The following is a 19,778-nucleotide window of genomic DNA, read 5'->3' on the forward strand; positions in this document are numbered from 1 at the left end:
TCTGGGGGCCCCGTGGCGTCTTGCGACGTTGATGGGTCGGCACCATTCGAAACGCCCTTTGTTCAAATGCCTTTCATCTTGCCTGAAATGTCCTCGGGGGAGCGCCCTTCGGGCGCGGGGGCGGACAGCCCCAGACGGGCTGTTTTGACAGATTTCGGCGTGTGCCTTTGTCGAGCGACCAAAAAATCAGGGGTTACGATGATTTGTTATACTCGTGATACGTTTTGCGGATTGGATAGTTGAAAACCAAATTTTTGGAGGAAATTTATGCGATTAATGTCTTACAATATCGAGTGGTTCGATGAGTGCTTTGAGGATGACAACTCTTTGAAGACCACGTCTGAGGCGACAACGAAATTGGATGCTGTCGCCGGGGTCATCACTGCGACTGATCCGGATCTCATCGGCATCACAGAAGGCCCCAACACAACGACGACAACTGGTGCACGGGACACAGTTGCTGCGCTGAAGAACTTTGCCGCCGCCAAAGGGCTCCGACAAGCAGATGCGATGATCGGATTCCCATCTGCGGGTCGTCAGGAAATCGCCGCTATGTTCGATCCGAATGTTTGTTCGTTGCAGCATGACCCTGGAGGCCGAGCAGGGCACAAGACAAACCCACCGTTCAATGAGGCATTCCAAGCTGACAGTGATGCAGATGGGATTAAGGAGCTCTACAAGCACTATCGTCCGCCGTTAGAAGCCAAAGTGTCCCGCGCTGATGGTGGCGCGGATTTCTGGATCCTTGTTGCCCACGCCAAATCCAAGGGCATTTTCAGTGCAATGGACCGCGTTCACTTTGAACGTACCTCGGACCGCAACAGGCGAAAGTTGTTCGCCGAGTGCTCATCGATCCGTTTGCGCGTCGAGGAGTGGTTGGAAGAAGACCGCCCATTGGTTGTCATGGGCGATATCAACGATGGCCCAGGGTTTGACTACTATGAAAGCCGATTTGGCCGCAGTGCCGTCGAACTCATCCTCGGGGATGTTTTCGATGTTGATGCAATGCTTCGGTACCCGATTGGACGACCAAAGTTTGGCAGGTATGGATGGGAGCCATCGACGGCGCGCTTCACGGACAGCTTTACCAACGACCAAGTCAATGCTCTCATCGACCACATCATGACCTCGACGAAGATCGAGCCTGCAGGTACCGAAGGGGCGCTCGTCTGGAATCCTTTTCAGCTGGACGACGCAAAACCTCACAAACAGGCACTTTTGGACGCGTCTGACCATTTTCCAGTGACATACGAAATCGCCTAGAGCGTCATGTTTTGAAGCGGCGGTTGGCCGAAGGGCCGCGCGCGCAACGTATAGAGGGAAGGGCCGCCAATTGGCGGCCCTTCTGGCTTCATTCTGTCACGTCGCCTTTGGCTGACGGCTGGAAGGCGACCAGCTCGGTGACACCAACGGGAAAATCGAGCTTGAGCGTCAGGAAGGTTTCGCCTGTGTCTCGCTTGGTGTTTTCGAACACCGCGCCAACCCGGCGATAGGTGGTCTTCTCGGTGCCATTGTCGTCGTATTTCACAGGGACGGTCAGAGTGTAATGTGTCATTTGGGTTTCTCCTTGTTTCGATGAAGGTGGCCCAACGGATCGAACGAGGGTGCGGCGCAGGCCGAAAATCGGAGGCTCCCCCGGAAACCGTTTTTCTGCTTGCCGGGGCTTTGCCACGGGAACGCCAAACCCGCGATCCGTCACCTCTCATCTTTCCAGAAACAAGGCAGGAGTAACCCAGATGCGGTTGCACGGCCGTCCCGGCCTCATACGCGATTGGCAGCGATAGAAGACAACGGAGATCCCGCTTAATGCGCGGGATCGAGACCACAGCAGACGCCGGCCCTTCCGCTTCGCTCTAGGCCCGTCGACATTTTCCCAATTGGTGTGTCCGCCTGCCATCCCCTGGCGCCGGCGTAAACAGGCAAGCGCCGCGGTGCCCGCGTCGGCTCCGCAGGGGCCGTGTCCTCGTTTCACTGCGGGCCGCACCACCCCCTGCTCCGCCCAGTTGACGCCAACTCCATGGGCCGCAGATCGGGCTGCGCCCTCACCTGCTCTGTCCAGCCGAATGGGAGGCCCATTCGGTCTGAAAAGATCAGCCGAGGCTTCGCCACTGGCGGAAAGAGGTCACAAGACCCGACCGCATCACCACAAGGAGGCCGGTAATGGTCATGACTGATGAAGATCGGACGCGGGAGTGCGCCCGCATTGCTGAACAAAATGATGCCTTTCGCAATAAACAGGCGGGCGGTGGACAAGGGAAATGGGTCTGGACCCAAGCCGTTGACGCCGAAGGGATGGACTTTGTTCTGACCTGCATTGCCGCAGTCGCGGCATATGAGGATTTCACCGAAGAAAACGACCCGTTCGGAACCCATGAGATGGGGTTCATGGACGTGTTGGGCAAAAAGGTTTGGTGGAAAATCGACCTTTACGACCGTGCCTATGAAGGTGGGTCAGAAAACCCCACCTCGCTCGCAGAAACGCGCCGCGTTCTGACGATCCTTTTCCCAAGCGACTACTGAGATTGGCCACCCCGAAAGGGGTGGGCCATAGGCGCTGCCTGCGTCGGGAAGGAGGTGAATACATGACCAGAGCAGTTATCGAGCAGCGCAAGCGGGAAGCTATCGCGCTTGTGAGAAAGGGAGGTCTCTCCGCCAAAATCGGCCTCGCCTTTCTGAAACAACACGCCGCCTAAGCGGCCTCGCCTCACCCCGTCAGGGGTGGGGCATCCTTACCAAAACTCACCCTAAAACACAAGGAATGTCCTATGACAAAGCAAACCAAGATCATTGCAACAGAGGCCCGCTTTCCACTGGAAAAGCTGTCTCTTTCGCCGATGAACCCACGCCAAGATGTGCCCGAAACGGACGTGATTGAACTGGCAGAAAGCATCTGGGCCGCTGGCCTGATCCAATCCATCGCCGGATTGGCAGGCAAGAAGGATACAGCACAAATTGTGGCAGGCGGACGGCGTTTGCGCGCGCTTCAATACTTGGCCGGGCAACACCCAGACATGGCTAAGACACGACCTGAACTGGCCAACCCGATGGTGATGCTTGCCCCTGATGCTGACACAGCCGAGGCGTGGGCCAACATGGAGAACGTGGCCCGCCGCGATCTGCACCCCGCCGAAGAAATCCGGGCCTACGGAAAAATGGAAGCCAAAGGCGGCACTGTCGGGGCCATCGCCCGAGCCTTTGCGGTCAACGAAAAGCATGTCTACCGCCGTCTTGCATTGGCGCACCTGCCGGATGCGGTTCTGGATGCGCTGCATGCAAATGAAATCAGCCTGTCCAATGCAGCCGCCTTCACGGTCAGCAATGACGAGAAAATGACCCTTGAGGTTTTGGAGACGGTGCGTGGCGAAGGCTATAGCGATCATCAGATCAAGCAGATGATCAAACCTGACAGCGTACGCGGGTCCGACCGGCGGGTGATCTATGTAACCGAGGCTGGTTATGACGAAGCCGGAGGCCGCAAGACCGCTGATCTGTTCAAGGAACAGACCTTCTTTGACGATGTGGCGTTGCTGGACGAACTCTTTGACGCGAAGCTGTCCGAGGCTGTCGAGACATTGCGGGCCGAAGGCTGGAAATGGGTCGAGGTGCATCATGAAAGCTACCTGTCACCCTACACGCACGGGCTGGAAAAGTTCGGGTCGGTCTATGCCGAAGGCGGCGATCTGTCCGAAGAAGAAGGCGAACGTTATGATGCGTTGGCCGAACTCGCCGAAGCGGAAGTCTTGGACGAGAAGGGCGAGGCTGAATTGGCCGCTTTGCAGGCGATCCTTGACGGGACATATTCAGATGGTCAACGCGCCCACGCGGGTCTTTATGTCTACGTCGATGGGCAGGGCAATCAATGCGTCAGCGGCGCGCTAGTCAAACCGGAGGATAAGAAGGCCGCGATTGAGGCGGGTGTCCTGCGCAAGTCGATGCACAGCAGCAGCGGCAGCGATGGTCCGAAATCGCCAATTTCGCAAAAGCTGCGCGATGATCTGGGCCGTGTGAGCCGTGGTGCACGCCAACATGCTGCCTTGCGCGATCCAGACCTTATAATCGACCTTTTGGCCTATCAGTTGAGCCACAACCTGTTTTGGAATGACGTGTTCGGGATCACGACCACCGAAGTGCCAAACTGGCCGTCCACCGAGGCCGAGGGCTATGTGTTGGACGCGCGGCTGACTGAGAACCCACCCCGCAACATGATGGATGCCAAAGACCTTGCCGCATCCTTCCGTGCGTTTCGCAAGAAAGGCGCAGAGCATGTGCGGGGCGAGTTGGTCCGGTTCCTTGCGGCGCAATTCAAAGGTGGTGACGAGACGCTGGACGCGTTGGTGTCCAAGATCACGAAACCCGACACCCGCGAAGTCTGGACGCCCACGGCTGCGAACTTCTTTGGCCGCGTGGGCGGTCCCTACATGGTCGCGGTCTGGCGCGATCTTCTGGAACTGGCCGAGGATCATCCCACGGTCACCACCTTTGCCAAGCTGAAAAAGGTCGAGAAGGCCGCGAAGCTGGAAGCCTTGTTCACGCAATCTGATTTGCGCAGCGCCCTAGGTGTCACCGAGGCGCAGGCCGCGCGGATCGACGCATGGTTGCCCGAAGGCATGGAGTGAGAGCGGCGGCAGGGCGTTCGCGCCCTGCCCCTTTCCTGACAGGAGGAAGCCCAATGGCGTTCAAGAACAATACCAATACCGGCAGAGTTGCGAAAATGGTCGAGACCTTTGCCCTGATTCAGAAATCGGCCAAGTCCAATCGAGCGGACGCAGACACCTTGGGGGTGATGATGCGCCCGCTGATTGCAGCGCTGACAAATGCGGGGGTGATGGGTGCCTCTGTCGATGCCCCAATGGGGCAGGACGCGCCCACACTCACCCTTACAGCAGGCCAGCGGGCCGCTCGGCACCTTGCCGACCGCGCGTCCCTGCGCGACCTCACCGCCGCCCTGTTGGGACGGCTTGAGGCACACGAGGCCCGCCTTGCCGAAGGCCGCACGGGTTCAGATGACGGGAGCCGATGACATGCGGTTCAAGAAGACGCCCACATTCGAGTTTACCGATACACCGCGTAAACGGGCGGCACTCCGGCGCAAACAGCGGCGGGAGCGCGATGCCCTGCCGCTCTTCGCCGAGCAGATTGCGGCGGCGCAGCCGAGCGAGGACGAGGAAATGTCACGTCGTTCCGACTTGTCCCACGCACAGGAAATCCGGTGGCGATCAGATCGCGCCGCAAAGTGGCGCAAAGCCCGCCGAATGATTGACAGTCTGCCCGCCGAGGACAGCCTTGCGATCCGGCGTATATGGGACTGCGCCCCATACCCCGCCGACCCAAGCCGCCTCTTGAGCGTGTTGCACAGCTACAGCCTTGGCAAGATCGACCTGAGACGCCCGCCTTTTCCGCTTTCCAAGACGGATGCAGGCGGGGCGCGGATTGCCAACCTGTTTGCCACACCTGACCTGTTTGTCACGGTCCTGAAGGCCCGCGACATTGCTGAAGACCCTGACAGTTACCCGCTGGCCGAACGACATGCGGCCTATCACCACCTGCAAGCCGCTGCATCGAAGAACAAGGACCGCAAACGGGCCATGGCTGACCGCGTGTTGGCGTCCGACCTGTTCTTGCGTCTTGGTGAATTGGAGGACTCTCATGCCTGACTGTACATCCCGTAGTCATCCAGTCCCAAACGCTCGCCGCCAGGACCAAGCCGGTGCGCGGGAGGGAAATCGAAAGATCGAGGCAAAAGCAGTGGCTCGCATTCTCGATGCCAAAACACGCGCCGTCGTTGGACATCTTTTTGAATGGAACACAGGGCAAATCGAGCCAAAGTGGACGGACGATATTGAGCGTGAGGACGTGATTTACGACTATGCCTGACTTTATCGCTCATGCACCCACAGACTGACAGTTTCGTATCCTTGTGGTGAGGATCAACTTGGCCCCGCCTGCATCCATGCAGCGGGGTCTTTTTTTTGCGGCCTTGTTGAAAACCGGCCTTGTATCCTTCAACGGAACCGCCCGAAAATGACGCGTTTTCAGAAATCGAACAAGGGAAGCACTATGATGACTAATGCCTTACATCACCGCATTTACCTTTGGGGCTATGCGGGTAATGCACTGCCTAAGTGGGTGAGACGGGCATTGGCGGGAAACGGCCTGCATCGCGCATGGTTTCTAGGATACAGCGGTTTTTTCGAGCAAGATGGGATCAGATATGGATTGGCGAGACCTTATGAAATGAAATTTGCGCCCAAGTAACGAGGAGAACGACCATGGCCCAACTATCCAATATCAAGAGATACAACGACTGGGTTGAGAAAGTCCGCGACACTGGTGGTGTTCATAACGATGTTGCGAGCGTCGTAGAGGCCCATACATCTGCGTCGGACGTTGTTTGGCAGGCTTTTGAAGACACGAGTTTGGGCGAAAGAACGTCCTTCGCGCGTGAAGGCGTGAAATACATCGCGGCTTACATGGTCCACTGCGCAGAAACAGAAGACAAAGACCTTTGGGACCTCGCGATACCGAATTCAAACCGTCAGGTTTTGTTTGAACAAGCGGCAAAGAGTGAAGATCGGCAATTGGTAAAAGACATCTTGGCAGGCGCAGCCGAAATAGCCCCTTCGCTGATGACGTCTTATCTGAACTGTACGGGTTGCTTCCTTCAAGTGAACCCGAACGGTTCAGGAAAACAGGTTGGGACCGTCAGAGGTTAGACGCCATCGAGAACGTCTAACACCATGACTGGCGCTGTCCGCCGCTATAACGCCGAGCCAGCCCTTCGCCCACCATGACGTCGGCCACGTCCTGGCCATCCAGCATTAGCTGCGCCAGATCGCGTCCGTATTGGTCGCGGCGCGGCAGATAGGCCAGTCGTGCCGATGATGCCCGGGCCAGCAATTCGCGAAGCCGTTCTGTCGCCGCATCGCCCCGCGCACGTTCTGCGTTGCATTGCGCACGGTAGGTTTCCGGTGTGTCGAAGCCAACCAGGCGGATGGTTTCACCAGCGAGGCGCACCGTGTCTCCGTCTACCACCGTCATGCGGTTTGGATCGACGCTTTGCACCGTGGACGTTTGTACCCGCGCCGTCGCTTGTTTGAGCGTGTCAGGATCATAAAGCCACAGCCCAAGAAGGACGAGCAGAAAGGCCGGAAGCACCGTGTCGCGTGGTATTCGCCATCGCCGTCCTTTCCATGGTCGGGAGCGGCTTGGTCTCTTTCTAGGCCGTCTCAGCATAGCAGGATCACGAACCTCCAAATGGGTCTTCGCTGGCAAGAGTTTGGGCGCGTCCAGTATGGCCGTTTATGACCATAATTCCAAGGCAAGTACCCCGTCAGGTCTGCCGTGCCGATCCTTTGAAGCGAGGCGGAATCGACGGGATTGGGTGCTGATCCGTTTGGGCGCTTATCCTTGGCTTTGCGGGTGCGTGAAGAGAATATCCACAAGAGGAAGCCGCTCAGGCGATCACCGAAAATTGCGATATGTCGTCAGAGTGATTTGGTCGATCACCACCGGTCATCCCCTTTGTTTCTCTATTGATGGGGATGAAGGCAACGCCTGAAGAATGTTCCTTCAGCTCGTGTTCGAAGATCTTTGCCTGCGGCTACGATCACGACACCCTGTTGAGCTTCAGCAAGCAGAAAAACCGCCTTCGGCTCGGCTTTCACCCTGCGGGCGAACCTTCCGTTTTTCCACCTGCATCCTTCATTCGATCCCTTCTTGTTTATCCCCATCGAAACAAAGGAGAAGACCAATGGCAATCGACGGAAAAATCACCCGCACTGACGACGACGCAATCACCGGCTGGATCGCGTCGCTGACCTTCGACGTGGATATCACGCTCACGAAGAACCCCCACAAGACCAAAGAAACGCACCCGGACTTCGAAATCACCACCCGCACCCCGCGCAACCGTATCATCCGTATCGGATCGGCTTGGGAGCAGACCAGCCAAGCGGGCAACGACTACCTCTCCCTCTCGGTCATGGTGAACGGCCAGCAGGTCCGCGTGAACGCTCTGCGCACCGAAGAAGACCCTGAAGGTGAATACCGCCTGGTCCCACTGGCTGCCTGAGCCAGCCAAGGGGCGGCCCAGGCCGCCCCCAACACCCAGAGATCGAGCAGAGGGCAAAAAGACCCGAATGCCACTCACGGCAAACTCCGTCGCCTCCCTCCCGGGCGGCGGCTTTTTCGGGCGACAAACACGCCAAATCTGCGAGGATAGCGGCATGAAAGACAAACCCGATCCACGGCACAACCTGCCCAAGAGACGCCTGACAGAGACGCGGCGCATCGAGACGCCAGACGGCCACACGATCCATTTATCCGTGGGCTACGATCCCAACGAGGACGGACGGCCCCGCGAGGTTTTCTACTCCGCTGGTTTCAAATCGGGATCAGCCCTTGAGTTCCAGATTCAAGACGCCTGCGTCCTCATCTCGATTTTGCTTCAGCACGGGCACCGGCCAGACGAGATTGCGAAATCCTTGGCCCGCACCGAGCGGCCAGACGGTGCTATCGCTTATGCGAGTATCACCGGCCTTATCGCCGACGAGCTGGTCAAAGCGCAGCACTCATCTGCCTGACATCAAAGGCCAGCTTCATCGCGCTTCTCCCCGACGCCCTGCAGGACGATCCGCATTTCATCAGAAGGATAGGGCCTCAACAACGCCGCGGCCTCGTCCAGCGATCCCGTCAACCAAGTCTCATAGTCATCTGGTCTGAGGATCACCGGCATTCGGCCTTTCGCATGTATGGGCCTGATAAGATCATTTGCTTCTGTCGTGACCATCGTATGAACACGTCGCGGATGCTCCGGTTCAAGTAGATCTTCTCTTTCAACCCGCCAAAGCCCGGCTATCGCGAAGGGTGCGCGATCGTCACCCTCACCCGCGAGAGCAAACCAATAGTCCGTCGCCGGTTTTTGTCCCTTTGTCTCGTTAAAACTCGACACCGGGACCAAACACCGCCGATCTGCAAAGCTGCCTTTCCAGAGACCTGACTTCATCAGCTTGTCATCGCGCGCATTGTTCCATGCCGCCGGTTTGATGGGCTTGCCCGTGACTTTTGACACCTTCGGCGTCCGAAAACCCCACGACATTTCCACTAGCTCTCGCTTGCCCTCATCATCGAGCGCGACCACCGGGGCGGTCCCTTTCGGATGAATGCCCGGACGCGGCTGCGCATTGCCCAAATGGTCGCGTGTCGCATCCACTTTGAACAGCTGGCGCATGGCTTCGCTGGCCGTCGTATTCGAGTAGAGATTGCACATCTTTCCGCATCAAACCTTGATTTACAGCGTAACCTTATCGCGATTCAGCTTGTCTTTCATCTTGCCAGAAATTTCCTCGGGGGAGGCGCATTGCGCCGAGGGCAGACAGCCCCTTTTTCCTTTCGCTCACAACTCTTGCCTTGCGAGAACATAGAAAGAACATCTATGGCTTGGCACATGGGCCGCATTTTCGATCATCCCTACCGCGTCGTGCGGTATGACCAGCATGGCGATATGATCGACGAGCTGGCGCAGCGCATCCATTTCGATCTTGCGCGCGCGTGTCAGCGTAAAGCAGCAAAAATCTGTCCGGACGATGAGGTTGCGGTGCAGCATGGAATCCGCGTGATGGTGAAAATGAAGGGCACCGAGCAGCTTTGGGGCCCCTGCCCCGTCTTTCAGACGTGTCACCGCGCTGTTCAGGCTTCAGCCGGCAGACCGGCTTACGCCCGGAACACCGTGCCCTGCTTTCCCTGTGAACTCTGGCGCCAGGGCGTGTCTCTCTGAGCCACATCCTTCCGCGTTCACATGGTCACGCATACCACGGCGATCCGCCCTTGCGGGTTTCAATCGCATGGGGCATCGGATCTTTGATCCTCGTCGTGTTGCGCGTTTAACCGCTCATGTGCTCGACCGCACTCATTGCCAGTCGCGCGTGTAGGGCGCTATTTGGTTCGGCTCGGATCGTAATTCCGAACATCAAACAATGCTGTCGCTGGCGCAGGAGGTAAAATATGAAGAAGTTTGAGAATGCAGCCCGTAGCCTATTAGAAGGAAAACCAATCCTTCTTTATGACTTTGATGATCGAGAAGCCGAAACCGATCTTATTTATCTTGCCGAGAAAATTGACGCAAAGGCGGTAGCGGATTTGCGTCTCAATGCTGGAGCGCCATTAACTGTCTACATCAGTTGGCAGATGGGTCAGACTTTGGGTTTGGACACATATTTGGACTTTGTTTCCAAGTATGCAGACCCCAACTCGATCTACAGGGCGTTGTCGGAGCCAACACCCGGTTTTGACCCTCGTTTTTCCATCACCTTGGATTTCAGGGAAAACAAGACCGGCTGTTCTCATGTTGAGACTGCGCGTACAGTTCGCGAGCTTTGTGATTTGTTAAAGGAAGGCGAGGCCAAGGACTTTGCGCGACTGTTTCGTGCGCCCGGGCATATTCCTCTAATCGTCGGCACAAAAGGTCTTCTCAAAGAGAGAAACGGGCACACCGAACTCATTCTGGCCCTCGCATTAAATCAGGGTTTGTTCCCGATGGTCGTCGCCTCCGAGATGATCGACGCGGAAACCGGCCATTCGACAACGTATGGCAACGCGCGAAAATACGGCGAGCAACGTGGTCTTGATTTCATAGGCGGGAACGAACTCATGGAGGCTTACGGATGAGCGAGACAACCGCGACGAAAATGCCCGATGTGACCGCCGCAGAGCCAATTCCAGCGTCTGCCATGTCCGAAGTGAACCGGATTTTGGGCAATGGCGACCTGTACCGCTACACAACGGCAGAGTCGCCCGTTACCCTACTAGAAAGAGACTTCGCCGAGAAAATTGGCAGTCGCTATGCTTTGGCCGTCTCATCTTGTTCAGCAGCGTTGTTTCTCTCGCTAATGGCTTTGGACTTGCAGCCCGGTGCGAAGGTTCTGATCCCTGCTTTTACTTTCGTTGCAGTGCCTTCAGCAGTGGTCCACGCAGATTGTGTTCCCGTCTTGTGCGAATGCGGGTCGAACTATCGAATTGATTTGGACGACTTTCGGCACAAACTGCCGGGGGTTGATGCCGTTCTGATAAGCCACATGCGGGGCCATACCTCCGATATGGACGCCATCATGGCCGCATGTGATGCAGCCGGTGTTCCTGTGGTTGAGGATGCTGCGCATTCGCTAGGGACCACATGGGATGGCCGCAAGATCGGTACTCTCGGAAAAATCGGCTGTTTTTCCTTCCAGTCCTACAAACTTCTGAATTCTGGTGAGGGCGGGATCATGGTCACGGACGATCCAGACCTGATGGCCCGCGCCATCATGATGCACGGTTCCTATGAGGATAAGTGGCAGCATCACGATATCCCGGCCGATGTGATGGCCCGTGTCCAAAACAACATGCCCATGTTCGGTTTGCGCCTGAATACACTCTCAGCAGTTCTGATCCGGGCACAGCTGGAGCATTTGGATCAGCGGGTGCTTGATGGCCGCCGCAACCACGATCATGTCGCCAACAGGTTGCGTGCGATCAACTCTGTGCAAGTACCAGCCGCCTATCCAGCGGAGATGCGCGCACCAGATTCATTGCAGTTCAACCTGCCTCACCTTTCAGATGACGAGGTGGATGCTTTTGTCGGTGACGCCAAGCGACGCGGTTTGCATATTCAGGTTTTTGGCCGTTCAAAGAACAACTCGCGGGCCTACTGGAATTGGGGTTTTCTGGACGATGTGCCAGACCTTCCGCAGACCCGCGCAATGTTGATGCGTGCATGTGATCTGCGCCTCCCAGCTCGCCTAACACTGGCCGAATGCGATCTCATTGCAGATACGCTGATTGCCGCGTTGGGGGAGTAGGGTCAGCTCCTCACAATGGTTGATTGGATCATCTTTCTGCCTGCCTGCTTTGCGCTCAATATGGCCTGTGGGCCAAGCAACCTGTTGGCGATGACGCATGGCGCAAAGTGTGGCGTTCCTTTCGCACAAAAAGCTGCAATCGCCAGATTGATCGTCTTTGTTCCTATGATTGCAGCGAGCGCCTTGGGTCTTGGTCTTCTTCTGACTGCATCTCCGTTCGTCTTTGGCATCGCCAAAGCTATCGGCGCTGCTTATCTCATATGGCTTGGCATCGCGCTTTGGCGGAGCGCAAAAACGCTTAAATCGGAAGAGTTTCTGGATAAGTCTGTTTCTATGAAAATCGCTTTCAGGACTGAAGCCTTGTTGGCTATCAGTAACCCGAAAGCAATTTTGACGTTCGCTGCATTCTTCCCACAGTTCGTCATCTTGGACGCCTACTGGCAAAGCTACGCGATGCTCGGAGCGGCCTTTCTCATCATGGAAGCTATTGCGATCTTCGCATATGCGCTTGGTGGCAGTGTTGCCTCAACATTTGCAGCAGACAAGATCCCGGTGTTTCAGCGCATTTCAGGTGCTATGATGTGCGTGTTCGGCACCTTACTTCTGATGGCGTCGTAGCGCTCGCGAAACCTGTTAGCGGGTCCATCCTTCATTGAGTTTTTCCATGACCTTCTCAAGCCATCCATCATACCAATACCATTGGCCAGCAACATCGACGCCATACCCCTTCCCAGGGTTCCGTGCGTCGAGCTGGTTCACCAGCTGAGTATGATCAAAGATTGCAAACTCTGGAAAACCAGCTGCCTTTACCTTGGCAACCACCTCCATAGGGCGGTGTTTTGGGCGCTCTGTTTCTTTCAGAAGCACTCTCTCAACATGTTCTGCCTCCGGTGTACCAGCTTTGACAAATTCGACAGCCAAGTCAGCTTTTGAAGCCTTGCCTGCTACCTTTGGTACAAAGGCTACGCGATAGCGAAACTTGGGGTCGGCTTGTTCTGCATCGGTCAATCCATTGTGGAAGTCATCCATTGCAGCCGCCAGGTTTGGCGGCAAGTCCTGACCGACTAAACCGGCCCTCTGCGCTCCATCGAAGGTGACGAATTGAAGTGCTATCGGCAACCGTTTTTCTAACGCAAACTCTTTGCCAAAGAGGGTCTTGATTGCGTCGTTGAAGTTGATGCAACACGCTTGCAGCTTGGCGCTTAGAGCATCGTCAATGCGGTCAGTTGATTGATGTTCAATCTCATGTCGAATTTCTGTCAGAAAGTTGAGATTATCAATGACGCCTTTTTCAACCGGACACCCGCCGTGAGCGAGGCATTGACCGAGTTCCCAAAATTTATCGGCACCATGTTTTGTTTTCTGTACCACCCCAGCCTTCTTGTACCGATAATCGACCCCTTCCCTCTTGTAGTAGGCGTGCATCAGGTACGTCCAAGCTATTTCGCTTGTGACGATGAACAGTTCCGCGCGGAAAAACAGTCCGGCGCTGTTAAAAGTATGAACAGCCGCAATCATCGCCTCCCGCGCCTTAATGAGTAACTCATCACCCCTTAGATGAAGCCCCGTTACAGGGTCTATGTCCGGCCATGCACTCAGAAAAGCATCCAGTTCCAAGTCGCTCGCCGGTTTGATCCCAGCGTGCATCTTGCCATCTTTGATTTGGGATATCCGAGCTTGGTTGACTGAGCGAGTTGGTCTTGAAAAATAGGCGTGAACGTCTTGCGGGACATAGTTCTTTTGCAGCATCGCTTTCACGATAGCCACTTCCCACTTTTTCAGGGTTTTCCCGGTTCTACGTGCCAAAACCCAATGAGCTTTCTGTTATTCCCGGCCACGACTATCAACGATAGCCGATCATGATTTCGAGAATTAGGTCAGTTTTCGACGGAAAGGTCAAAGTTATCTGACGTTCGAGATGATCCGTTCTTTCCTGGTCCCTTGGGGTTCGGTCAAGCCGAACGCCACAGCGGGACGTGAGCGGCAGGGATGCCGCCGCGCGCAAGTGAAATAGACGGGGCCGTGTCCTCGCCTTCGGCTGCGGGCCGCACCACCCCCGGTCGATTTCCCTCGCGCGCTCCTAATCCTTCCTTTCATCGCATTCGAGGTTTCAGGAGAGGGCGCATCCGCGCTGTCCCTCAACCCCGATCCATTGGGCGACAGACCCAAGCGACACCACGAAGGAGAACCGTTATGGGAAACGTCCCCTGCCCGCCCCAACAGATCACCATTCACTGCAAAATCTGCGGATGCGAAAACGTCCGGCGCGACGCCAGCGTTGAATGGAGCCCAGAACTGCAGATGTGGGAAGTCGTAGTCGTTTATGACGCCGCCGATTGTGAAGACTGCGGCGGCGAAACCAACCTTATTGAAAAGCCTATCGCAGTAGGTGTGTCATGAAAGGCACCGTCCGACTGATTGAAGGTCTGCACATCACAGCCGCCGACAAGCGCAACATTCTCGAATGTATCGAATACCTGCGCGGCGAAGAGAACCACGCGCAATGGTTGGGCCGAAAAGGTTCAGCGAAGCGCTATTGCCTGACTAGCGATCCAGAGCAGGCGAACCGCTTTCACGTCCTTATCGGTGAGACCTACCGCACGGATTCAGGCGGCAAGCGTGAACGACAGTCAAAAGTCACCATTGAAACAACAGGGGTGGAACCCCTGCCCGCCGCGTCATGGCAGATCGACCAAGGCGATCTTTTTGATGGGCTGGACAACAACGAGGCCCAAGGGCCTATTGCTTAAGACACCTTCGGGGGCCGCGCGACGCGCCGGGGGCCGAAAGCCCCTCCCCCCCTATATCAAAGAGGCATTCGCTATGCTCGTGAACTTTTACACGCCACGAGGGGACGACTACGAGTTGATCCATGCAACTCGTCTCGACATTCTGGAGGCATTGCCAAGGGTGGGAGATGAAATTCACATCGACGACTTTCAGGGCATCGTTAGCGTGGTTCGGTGGCGGATCAAGGATGATAAGCAGATTGTGGCCGTCATGGTCGAAGAAATCGCCCTAGACACCACCAACCTCTCTCAGCCCCGATAAAATGCTTCGTTTTGATCGAGCCACTGGCGCATTTTTTCGAGGTGCGATCTGACATGGTGCATAGTCTCGCGCACCGTCCAAAAGGTGCCGAAGGCGCACACGGCTAACATCAAATAGAACGCCTGATTTGTGAGCCATGAAATGTCCCACATCACATAGGCCACCATGTCAACGACCACGAAACAGCCAATCAGCAACGACAAAAGAACCGCGCGAGTGCGGTGTCGATATGCTTCTGTCAGCAGTTGATCGTGGCCGCTGGCTAGGATTGGTTCAACAACACGCCCCTGCCAGTCTTCATGCGCGTTTTTTTGAGCGATTACCCGATGGCGAAGCTCAAGCAAAGATCGAAGGGGATTCCGCATAGGTCCAGTGTATCATGGCCGTATCGAATTCACACCGTCTGTCTTTGTTTCGGCGCGATCACGGCGAGCTTCGCCGATGATCGCGCTCTTGCACCAATGCTTGAGATGCTCCGGACAATTCAAACTAAGCGCCCAGGTACCCCTTTCACGTCTGGGCCTTCAATTTCCCGAACGGTCATGATGATTGCCAATGCAACATCGCCTGAGCTTGGGTGATCGTGAGTCATCCTCAAATTTCCTTTTCATCTTGCCGAAAATATCCTCGGGGGAGGCGCGCAGCGCCGGGGGCAGACAGCCCCCTCCTACTTATAAGGCCCGCGATACGGCTCCCCAACAAGTTGAATGTGCGGACATCCCAAGACGAAACTGGTCGCGGCGTGCAGCGAGCGGAAGTAGATGCAATGCGCTTTTTGCGATGACCACAGTGTGTGGGGCTTGCTGGCATAATTGCCGGTCCCGACATGACGTTGCAGCCATTGTCTGGTCAGCTCGTTTGTCATCGGATCTGCTCGCACGCTTATGCGGACCGGGAATTCCCTGTCCATGATGTCATAACGATGTGGTGCCTTGCTCCCCATGGTGGGGAACATAAGCAGAACATATAAAGGTGATCCAGTGGGCAATGCGATCTGCGATCACGCTAATCCTGGTCCCTTGGGATTCGGGCAAGCCGAACGCCTCTGCGGGACGTTAGCGGCAGGGATGCCGCCGGATTTAAGCGAAATAGACAGACCCGTGTTGTCGGCTGCACCTCCTGCCCGCGCCAGTCCGTCGATTTCGCTCAAATCCTCCCAATCCTTCCTTTCATCGCATTCAGGTTTTCAGGAGCAGGCGCATTCTGCGCTGTCCAAAAAACCCGATCCATTGGGCGACAGACCCAAGCGACACCACAAAGGAGAACTGTCATGGCGAAATTTGATGTTTATGCGGAGGTCACAAACCAGATAATTGAGGCACTGGAACAAGGTGTGAAACCGTGGGAATGCCCTTGGCAGACGAATGCCGCTGCCTTGCCCTTTCGCGTTACCGGAGACAGATATCGCGGGATCAATCATGTCTTGTTGAGCCTCAAGGCATGGGCGCAGGGCTATCGCAATCCTGTTTGGATGACGTTCAAGCAGGCAAAGGATTTGGGCGGTATGGTCCGCAAGGGCGAGAAGTCATCCCTTGTTGTGAAATACGGCACTTTCGAAGCGAAGGAGGGAGCGCCCGAGGGTGACGCGGATGCCAAGATGCGAGGTTATTTGAAAGCCTATCGGGTGTTCAATGTTCAGCAGATCGACGGGCTAGAGGATCAATTCCCGACACCTGATGAAGCTGAACCACTGAATACCCGGCCCATCGAGCAGCTTTCGCACTTTGCCGCGAACATGATCGAGAATATGGGTGTGGGCTTTGAGGAAGGCGGGGACCGCGCTTGCTATGTGCCGTCCTTGGATAAGGTTCACATGCCGGAGTTGTCAAAGTTCAAAGCGGCAGAGCTTTTTTATTCAACCCTTTTTCACGAATTGTCCCATGCAACAGGTCACAAGCGCCGGTGCGATCGGACGAACGAAAAGGCAGGGTCCAAGTTTGGGAATGCGGTCTATGCGATGGAAGAACTCGTTGCCGAAATTTCGTCGGCGATGATGGGCGCGCAGCTTGGTTTTCAGCCGGGCCACATCGAGGACAGTGCGGCTTACGTTCAGTCGTGGTTGAAAGTGTTGCGCGACGACAAGCGTGCGATTGTCAAAGCAGCAGCGGCGGCGCAGCGATCCGCTGACTACCTGATGGAACAAGCCGGAGAGATTGCAGAGGCCGCTTAGCCCCCTGCCCCATCATGGCAATATGAATTCATCGTGAAAAACGCCGCCATGCTGCTAGGATGAAGATACTCCCTGTTGGCCGGTGTCGGCCGGAGCCCCCGTTTTCCGCCGCGAAAGCGGGGGCTCTGCTATTCAGATGCAGGTGAAGGCGGGCGCGTCGCCTAGGTTCATTGTAACCGACGCCGTGCCAACGGTCAGCTCAACGCTTTCGGTGTTGCGGAGGCCGTCCAAGAGTGGTTGCCAGATATGTTCCGCAAGGTCGCGTTTTGAAAGCCTGCCATGAACGAGCGAGGCGGTGATTGTTTGGCCGTCTGGAAAAGTCAGTGTTGCCGTGGTGTTCAGGTCTGAGTTGCCTCCAAAGACGATCAAGACCATGCTTTCCGTGCCGCCATAGACACGGTTGGGATCACAGACGAGGCGAATTGTTGCCCCGTTATCCGTGGTGGAATACAGATCGAGTCCGCGCGTGAAATCGTGGTCCCATGCTATCGCGGGAGACGCCGCAAGTGCAGCGATCAGCAGTGAAAAAAGGCGATTGTTGAAACGCATAGGCAGGCTTCCTTTCGGAGCCAGCCTAGCATTTTTTGGGTCAAATTGGAAGATCACGCCTCCATTTCGGCGGTGAGAACCCACTTACTTTGCCAGACATCAAACGTAGCAAATGTTGCGCCCTTCGGATCGAGGATCTTTAGGGAGCCAGAGGTTTCCTTGTCTTGCATGTAAGACGCACCGAATACTCGGAGCGTTTCTGGTGATGGCGAGTAGACAATACCGACATCTACCGTGTCATCGTCGCTGCGCATGGAGAACATATCAGGCATAATCGTAAATCACGTCCTCCCGCACTACGTCGTCAAACCATTTCGGTGTTCGCGCCCCTGTGTTCCATTCATAGAGATATCCGACGATATCTCGCGTTTTGGCATCGAGAATGCGGGCGACGGCTTTTCCTTCAATCTTCCGTTTTCGCACCATGTTCAAATCCTTTTGCGGTGCGGTTGGGGTTTGAGCCCCCTTCCGCCGGTGGCGAAGCCTCGGCTGAACTGACCAGCCGAATGGCCCCATGCCATTCGACTGGACAGAGCAGAGAGGGCGTAGCCCGACCTGCGTCCGGAGACGGTTCGAAGACAGGGGGCCGTAGGGCGGAAAATTGGGGGGACCGCGCAGTGCGTGGGGGTGCCGATTTTTTGCCCGGAGGCTGGCGCGCTCGCGCGACATCACAACCCCTGTTGAGAGCCGGGGCCGGATGGCAGGCGGATTAAGGCTAAGATAGATGCCGACGCGCCTAGAGCGAAGCGGAGGGCGTGTTGTCTCTTGTTCTATGCAATGCCGCGCTTCACGCGGTATTTCTTTGGCTACTTCTGTGCCAGCTCTTGCAGAACCTCATCAAGGCACTTCCAAAACAGCGGTTCGAACTGCCCGCGCAGCATGGCGGTATCAGATGATAAGCCGTAAGGATCATTTTCGGTGCGCAGATGGTCGATCAGTTCGGCGTTGACGCGCTTCGTGGTCTGATAACCATCGCGGATAGGCAGGCGATCCGCCTCCGGTTTTTCAATGAATTCGCGTTTAGGATCGAAGAGCTGGACGGCCTTGCGCCCTGCTAAGCGGATTGGAACCTTGCGGTCGATGCCCTTAGCAACAAGATTGTCTATGGCCGCACCGTGCACACGGGTGATTGCAGCAGTTAGATGAACTTCACGGGTAGCGTCAGACGGCGCCGGAGATGCTGTTACTTGAGGTTTTGTCTTTGGCTTCGGCGTGGCTTTTGGCCTAGGTGCGGGAGCGACGGGTTTGTCACGCCGTTTGGGCCCGGAGTCGCTCGCGATCTTTCTTGGAGCGGCTTCGGAGGCAATGGGTTCCAGTGCTGGCTGCAGCGTCTGATCTGACTTTCTTGGTAGGTTTGAATGATACTTCGGGTCACTGCCCTTGATAGCGGTTCTCTGTTTGCGGGGCATTATGCGGCCTCCGTAACTTCTTTGAGGATTGCAGCAGCTTCGTCCAAGGCCTCATCAAAATATTTGGCGTGTACTCGTCCAAGCGGATTGATGCCGGAGCGTTTCGCTTGGGCTATGGTGTGTAGCAATCCTTCTTTCGATGCTTCGCGATGCTGTTTGCGGGACATGAAGAAATGGGAAACAACCGGGAATTCATCAAAGGCCCGGTCTTCGAATTCGAGCTCGGTCTTGCTCTGCTTGGCCGGTACATCAGAAAGGACGACGTGAAAGGAAGGAAGAGCTTCTGGATTTTCGGCGCGGTCGGCGAGGCCCTTATACCATTCGAATGTGTCGTTAGTGCTCTTCCAGTCGTCCATACTTAGTTTCATGGGGAGGATGATAACGTCGCTGGCAGCTGCCAGATCATCGGCCCAAGCGCCCGCCGCGCCCATCGTGTCCACAAAAATGTAATCAACGTCACCGGATTCATAGGCTTCGTCCGTTTTGGTGCCAAGCTCGTCTGAAAATTCCAAATGTTCGACTGTCAAAAGAGGATCATTGATCCCGAGCGACGTGGCCCAGTTCATCATTCCTTGTTGTGGGTCGGTGTCAAAGATGATGCATCGCTTTTTGTCGCGCATTGCCGCACTTGCGAGTGCGCGGATCAGTGTCGTTTTGCCGGCACCGCCTTTTCGACTCATAACGGCGACGACCTTCATGTCTTCATTTGCCATCTGCTTCGCCTCAATGTTGGTTGTTTAGTGTACGTTGTCGGCGGAACGCTGT

The 19,778-nt window shown here is 55.9% G+C and carries 27 protein-coding genes; 17 read left to right on the forward strand and 10 right to left on the reverse strand.

The features are described 5' to 3' along the window. Positions 1-276: 276 nt before the first annotated feature. Positions 277-1,263, forward strand: a complete 987-nt coding sequence (locus BCF46_RS18235; RefSeq protein ID WP_121027867.1) for an endonuclease/exonuclease/phosphatase family protein — start codon at positions 277-279, stop codon at positions 1,261-1,263. A gap of 88 nt (positions 1,264-1,351) precedes the next feature. Here the strand turns inward: BCF46_RS18235 and BCF46_RS18240 are convergent, their stop codons facing one another. After that, positions 1,352-1,555: a hypothetical protein gene (locus BCF46_RS18240; RefSeq protein ID WP_121027870.1), complete on the reverse strand. Its 204-nt coding sequence runs from the start codon at positions 1,553-1,555 to the stop codon at positions 1,352-1,354. 605 nt (positions 1,556-2,160) lie between these two features. On the opposite strand from BCF46_RS18240, the gene BCF46_RS18245 reads away from it, so the two are divergent. The 6 genes from BCF46_RS18245 (at position 2,161) to BCF46_RS18275 (ending at position 6,713) form a co-directional block, all read left to right on the forward strand. Then, complete coding sequence (locus tag BCF46_RS18245; protein WP_121027873.1) at positions 2,161-2,520, forward strand: DUF3768 domain-containing protein; 360 nt, start codon at positions 2,161-2,163, stop codon at positions 2,518-2,520. Between the two features lie 245 nt (positions 2,521-2,765). Beyond that, complete coding sequence (locus BCF46_RS18250) at positions 2,766-4,616, forward strand: ParB/RepB/Spo0J family partition protein (protein ID WP_121027876.1); 1,851 nt, start codon at positions 2,766-2,768, stop codon at positions 4,614-4,616. 53 nt (positions 4,617-4,669) lie between these two features. Continuing rightward, positions 4,670-5,020, forward strand: a complete 351-nt coding sequence (locus BCF46_RS19835; protein WP_170157978.1) for a hypothetical protein — start codon at positions 4,670-4,672, stop codon at positions 5,018-5,020. 1 nt (position 5,021) lies between these two features. Continuing rightward, complete coding sequence (locus BCF46_RS18260) at positions 5,022-5,654, forward strand: hypothetical protein (RefSeq protein ID WP_147436018.1); 633 nt, start codon at positions 5,022-5,024, stop codon at positions 5,652-5,654. Continuing rightward, entirely contained in the window at positions 5,647-5,874 is a 228-nt protein-coding gene (locus tag BCF46_RS18265; RefSeq protein WP_121027885.1) for a hypothetical protein, read from the forward strand. Before BCF46_RS18260 ends, BCF46_RS18265 begins: the two co-directional genes overlap by 8 nt. A gap of 395 nt (positions 5,875-6,269) precedes the next feature. Next, entirely contained in the window at positions 6,270-6,713 is a 444-nt protein-coding gene (locus BCF46_RS18275; RefSeq protein WP_121027891.1) for a hypothetical protein, read from the forward strand. Positions 6,714-6,729: 16 nt separating this feature from the next. Here the strand turns inward: BCF46_RS18275 and BCF46_RS18280 are convergent, their stop codons facing one another. Beyond that, positions 6,730-7,155, reverse strand: a complete 426-nt coding sequence (locus BCF46_RS18280) for a thermonuclease family protein (RefSeq protein WP_170157979.1) — start codon at positions 7,153-7,155, stop codon at positions 6,730-6,732. Between the two features lie 595 nt (positions 7,156-7,750). On the opposite strand from BCF46_RS18280, the gene BCF46_RS20040 reads away from it, so the two are divergent. Further along, positions 7,751-8,071 carry a DUF736 domain-containing protein gene (locus BCF46_RS20040; protein WP_245990259.1) on the forward strand — a complete coding sequence of 107 codons (321 nt, stop codon included), beginning with the start codon at positions 7,751-7,753 and terminating at the stop codon, positions 8,069-8,071. 154 nt (positions 8,072-8,225) lie between these two features. Next, positions 8,226-8,582: a TSCPD domain-containing protein gene (locus tag BCF46_RS18290; protein ID WP_121027900.1), complete on the forward strand. Its 357-nt coding sequence runs from the start codon at positions 8,226-8,228 to the stop codon at positions 8,580-8,582. Positions 8,583-8,584: 2 nt separating this feature from the next. Here BCF46_RS18290 and BCF46_RS18295 read toward each other — a convergent pair whose 3' ends face one another. Continuing rightward, positions 8,585-9,268, reverse strand: coding sequence for an SOS response-associated peptidase (locus BCF46_RS18295; RefSeq protein WP_121027903.1), 684 nt, complete (start codon positions 9,266-9,268; stop codon positions 8,585-8,587). Between the two features lie 177 nt (positions 9,269-9,445). Here BCF46_RS18295 and BCF46_RS18300 point away from each other — a divergent pair, with 177 nt between their 5' ends. From BCF46_RS18300 to BCF46_RS18315, 4 genes are all read left to right on the forward strand, one after another. After that, positions 9,446-9,775 (forward strand): hypothetical protein, encoded by a 330-nt coding sequence (locus BCF46_RS18300; protein ID WP_147436019.1) that lies wholly within the window; start codon positions 9,446-9,448, stop codon positions 9,773-9,775. A 227-nt stretch (positions 9,776-10,002) separates the two neighbouring features. Next, positions 10,003-10,665 carry a 3,4-dihydroxy-2-butanone-4-phosphate synthase gene (locus BCF46_RS18305; protein WP_121027909.1) on the forward strand — a complete coding sequence of 221 codons (663 nt, stop codon included), beginning with the start codon at positions 10,003-10,005 and terminating at the stop codon, positions 10,663-10,665. Then, on the forward strand, positions 10,662-11,834 hold the full coding sequence (locus tag BCF46_RS18310) for a DegT/DnrJ/EryC1/StrS family aminotransferase (protein ID WP_211332844.1): 1,173 nt from the start codon (positions 10,662-10,664) through the stop codon (positions 11,832-11,834). Before BCF46_RS18305 ends, BCF46_RS18310 begins: the two co-directional genes overlap by 4 nt. Positions 11,835-11,849: 15 nt before the next feature. Beyond that, positions 11,850-12,452 (forward strand): LysE family translocator, encoded by a 603-nt coding sequence (locus tag BCF46_RS18315; RefSeq protein ID WP_121027912.1) that lies wholly within the window; start codon positions 11,850-11,852, stop codon positions 12,450-12,452. 15 nt (positions 12,453-12,467) lie between these two features. Here the strand turns inward: BCF46_RS18315 and BCF46_RS18320 are convergent, their stop codons facing one another. Continuing rightward, a complete protein-coding gene (locus tag BCF46_RS18320; RefSeq protein ID WP_121027915.1) occupies positions 12,468-13,640 on the reverse strand; it encodes a DUF3644 domain-containing protein in 1,173 nt (390 codons plus the stop codon). A 387-nt stretch (positions 13,641-14,027) separates the two neighbouring features. On the opposite strand from BCF46_RS18320, the gene BCF46_RS18325 reads away from it, so the two are divergent. The 3 genes from BCF46_RS18325 to BCF46_RS18335 all read left to right on the forward strand — a co-directional run bounded on the left by BCF46_RS18325 (position 14,028) and on the right by BCF46_RS18335 (position 14,885). Then, positions 14,028-14,234, forward strand: coding sequence for a hypothetical protein (locus tag BCF46_RS18325; RefSeq protein ID WP_121027918.1), 207 nt, complete (start codon positions 14,028-14,030; stop codon positions 14,232-14,234). After that, positions 14,231-14,584, forward strand: coding sequence for a hypothetical protein (locus tag BCF46_RS18330; protein ID WP_121027921.1), 354 nt, complete (start codon positions 14,231-14,233; stop codon positions 14,582-14,584). The genes BCF46_RS18325 and BCF46_RS18330 overlap by 4 nt, the downstream gene beginning before the upstream one ends. A gap of 73 nt (positions 14,585-14,657) precedes the next feature. Then, positions 14,658-14,885, forward strand: coding sequence for a hypothetical protein (locus tag BCF46_RS18335; protein ID WP_121027924.1), 228 nt, complete (start codon positions 14,658-14,660; stop codon positions 14,883-14,885). On the opposite strand, the gene BCF46_RS18340 is transcribed toward BCF46_RS18335, so the two are convergent. Further along, entirely contained in the window at positions 14,873-15,229 is a 357-nt protein-coding gene (locus BCF46_RS18340; RefSeq protein ID WP_147436020.1) for a hypothetical protein, read from the reverse strand. The two genes, BCF46_RS18335 and BCF46_RS18340, sit on opposite strands and share 13 nt — an antisense overlap. Positions 15,230-16,155: 926 nt before the next feature. Between BCF46_RS18340 and BCF46_RS18345 the strand changes: the two genes are divergently transcribed. Next, the gene (locus BCF46_RS18345; protein WP_121027930.1) at positions 16,156-17,055 is read left to right on the forward strand and encodes an ArdC family protein; all 900 of its coding nucleotides are present in this window, start codon (positions 16,156-16,158) and stop codon (positions 17,053-17,055) included. 132 nt (positions 17,056-17,187) lie between these two features. Here BCF46_RS18345 and BCF46_RS18350 read toward each other — a convergent pair whose 3' ends face one another. From BCF46_RS18350 to BCF46_RS18365, 5 genes are all read right to left on the reverse strand, one after another. Beyond that, on the reverse strand, positions 17,188-17,604 hold the full coding sequence (locus tag BCF46_RS18350; protein ID WP_121027933.1) for a hypothetical protein: 417 nt from the start codon (positions 17,602-17,604) through the stop codon (positions 17,188-17,190). 53 nt (positions 17,605-17,657) lie between these two features. Beyond that, positions 17,658-17,876: a hypothetical protein gene (locus BCF46_RS18355; RefSeq protein WP_121027936.1), complete on the reverse strand. Its 219-nt coding sequence runs from the start codon at positions 17,874-17,876 to the stop codon at positions 17,658-17,660. Further along, positions 17,869-18,030: a hypothetical protein gene (locus BCF46_RS19840; RefSeq protein ID WP_170157980.1), complete on the reverse strand. Its 162-nt coding sequence runs from the start codon at positions 18,028-18,030 to the stop codon at positions 17,869-17,871. The genes BCF46_RS18355 and BCF46_RS19840 overlap by 8 nt, the downstream gene beginning before the upstream one ends. A 380-nt stretch (positions 18,031-18,410) precedes the next feature. Continuing rightward, positions 18,411-19,013 (reverse strand): hypothetical protein, encoded by a 603-nt coding sequence (locus BCF46_RS18360; protein ID WP_121027939.1) that lies wholly within the window; start codon positions 19,011-19,013, stop codon positions 18,411-18,413. Continuing rightward, positions 19,013-19,726, reverse strand: a complete 714-nt coding sequence (locus tag BCF46_RS18365; RefSeq protein ID WP_121027942.1) for a ParA family protein — start codon at positions 19,724-19,726, stop codon at positions 19,013-19,015. The genes BCF46_RS18360 and BCF46_RS18365 overlap by 1 nt, the downstream gene beginning before the upstream one ends. Positions 19,727-19,778 lie beyond the last annotated feature (52 nt).

It is taken from the genome of Litoreibacter meonggei (assembly GCF_003663885.1).
GTDB lineage: Bacteria > Pseudomonadota > Alphaproteobacteria > Rhodobacterales > Rhodobacteraceae > Litoreibacter > Litoreibacter meonggei.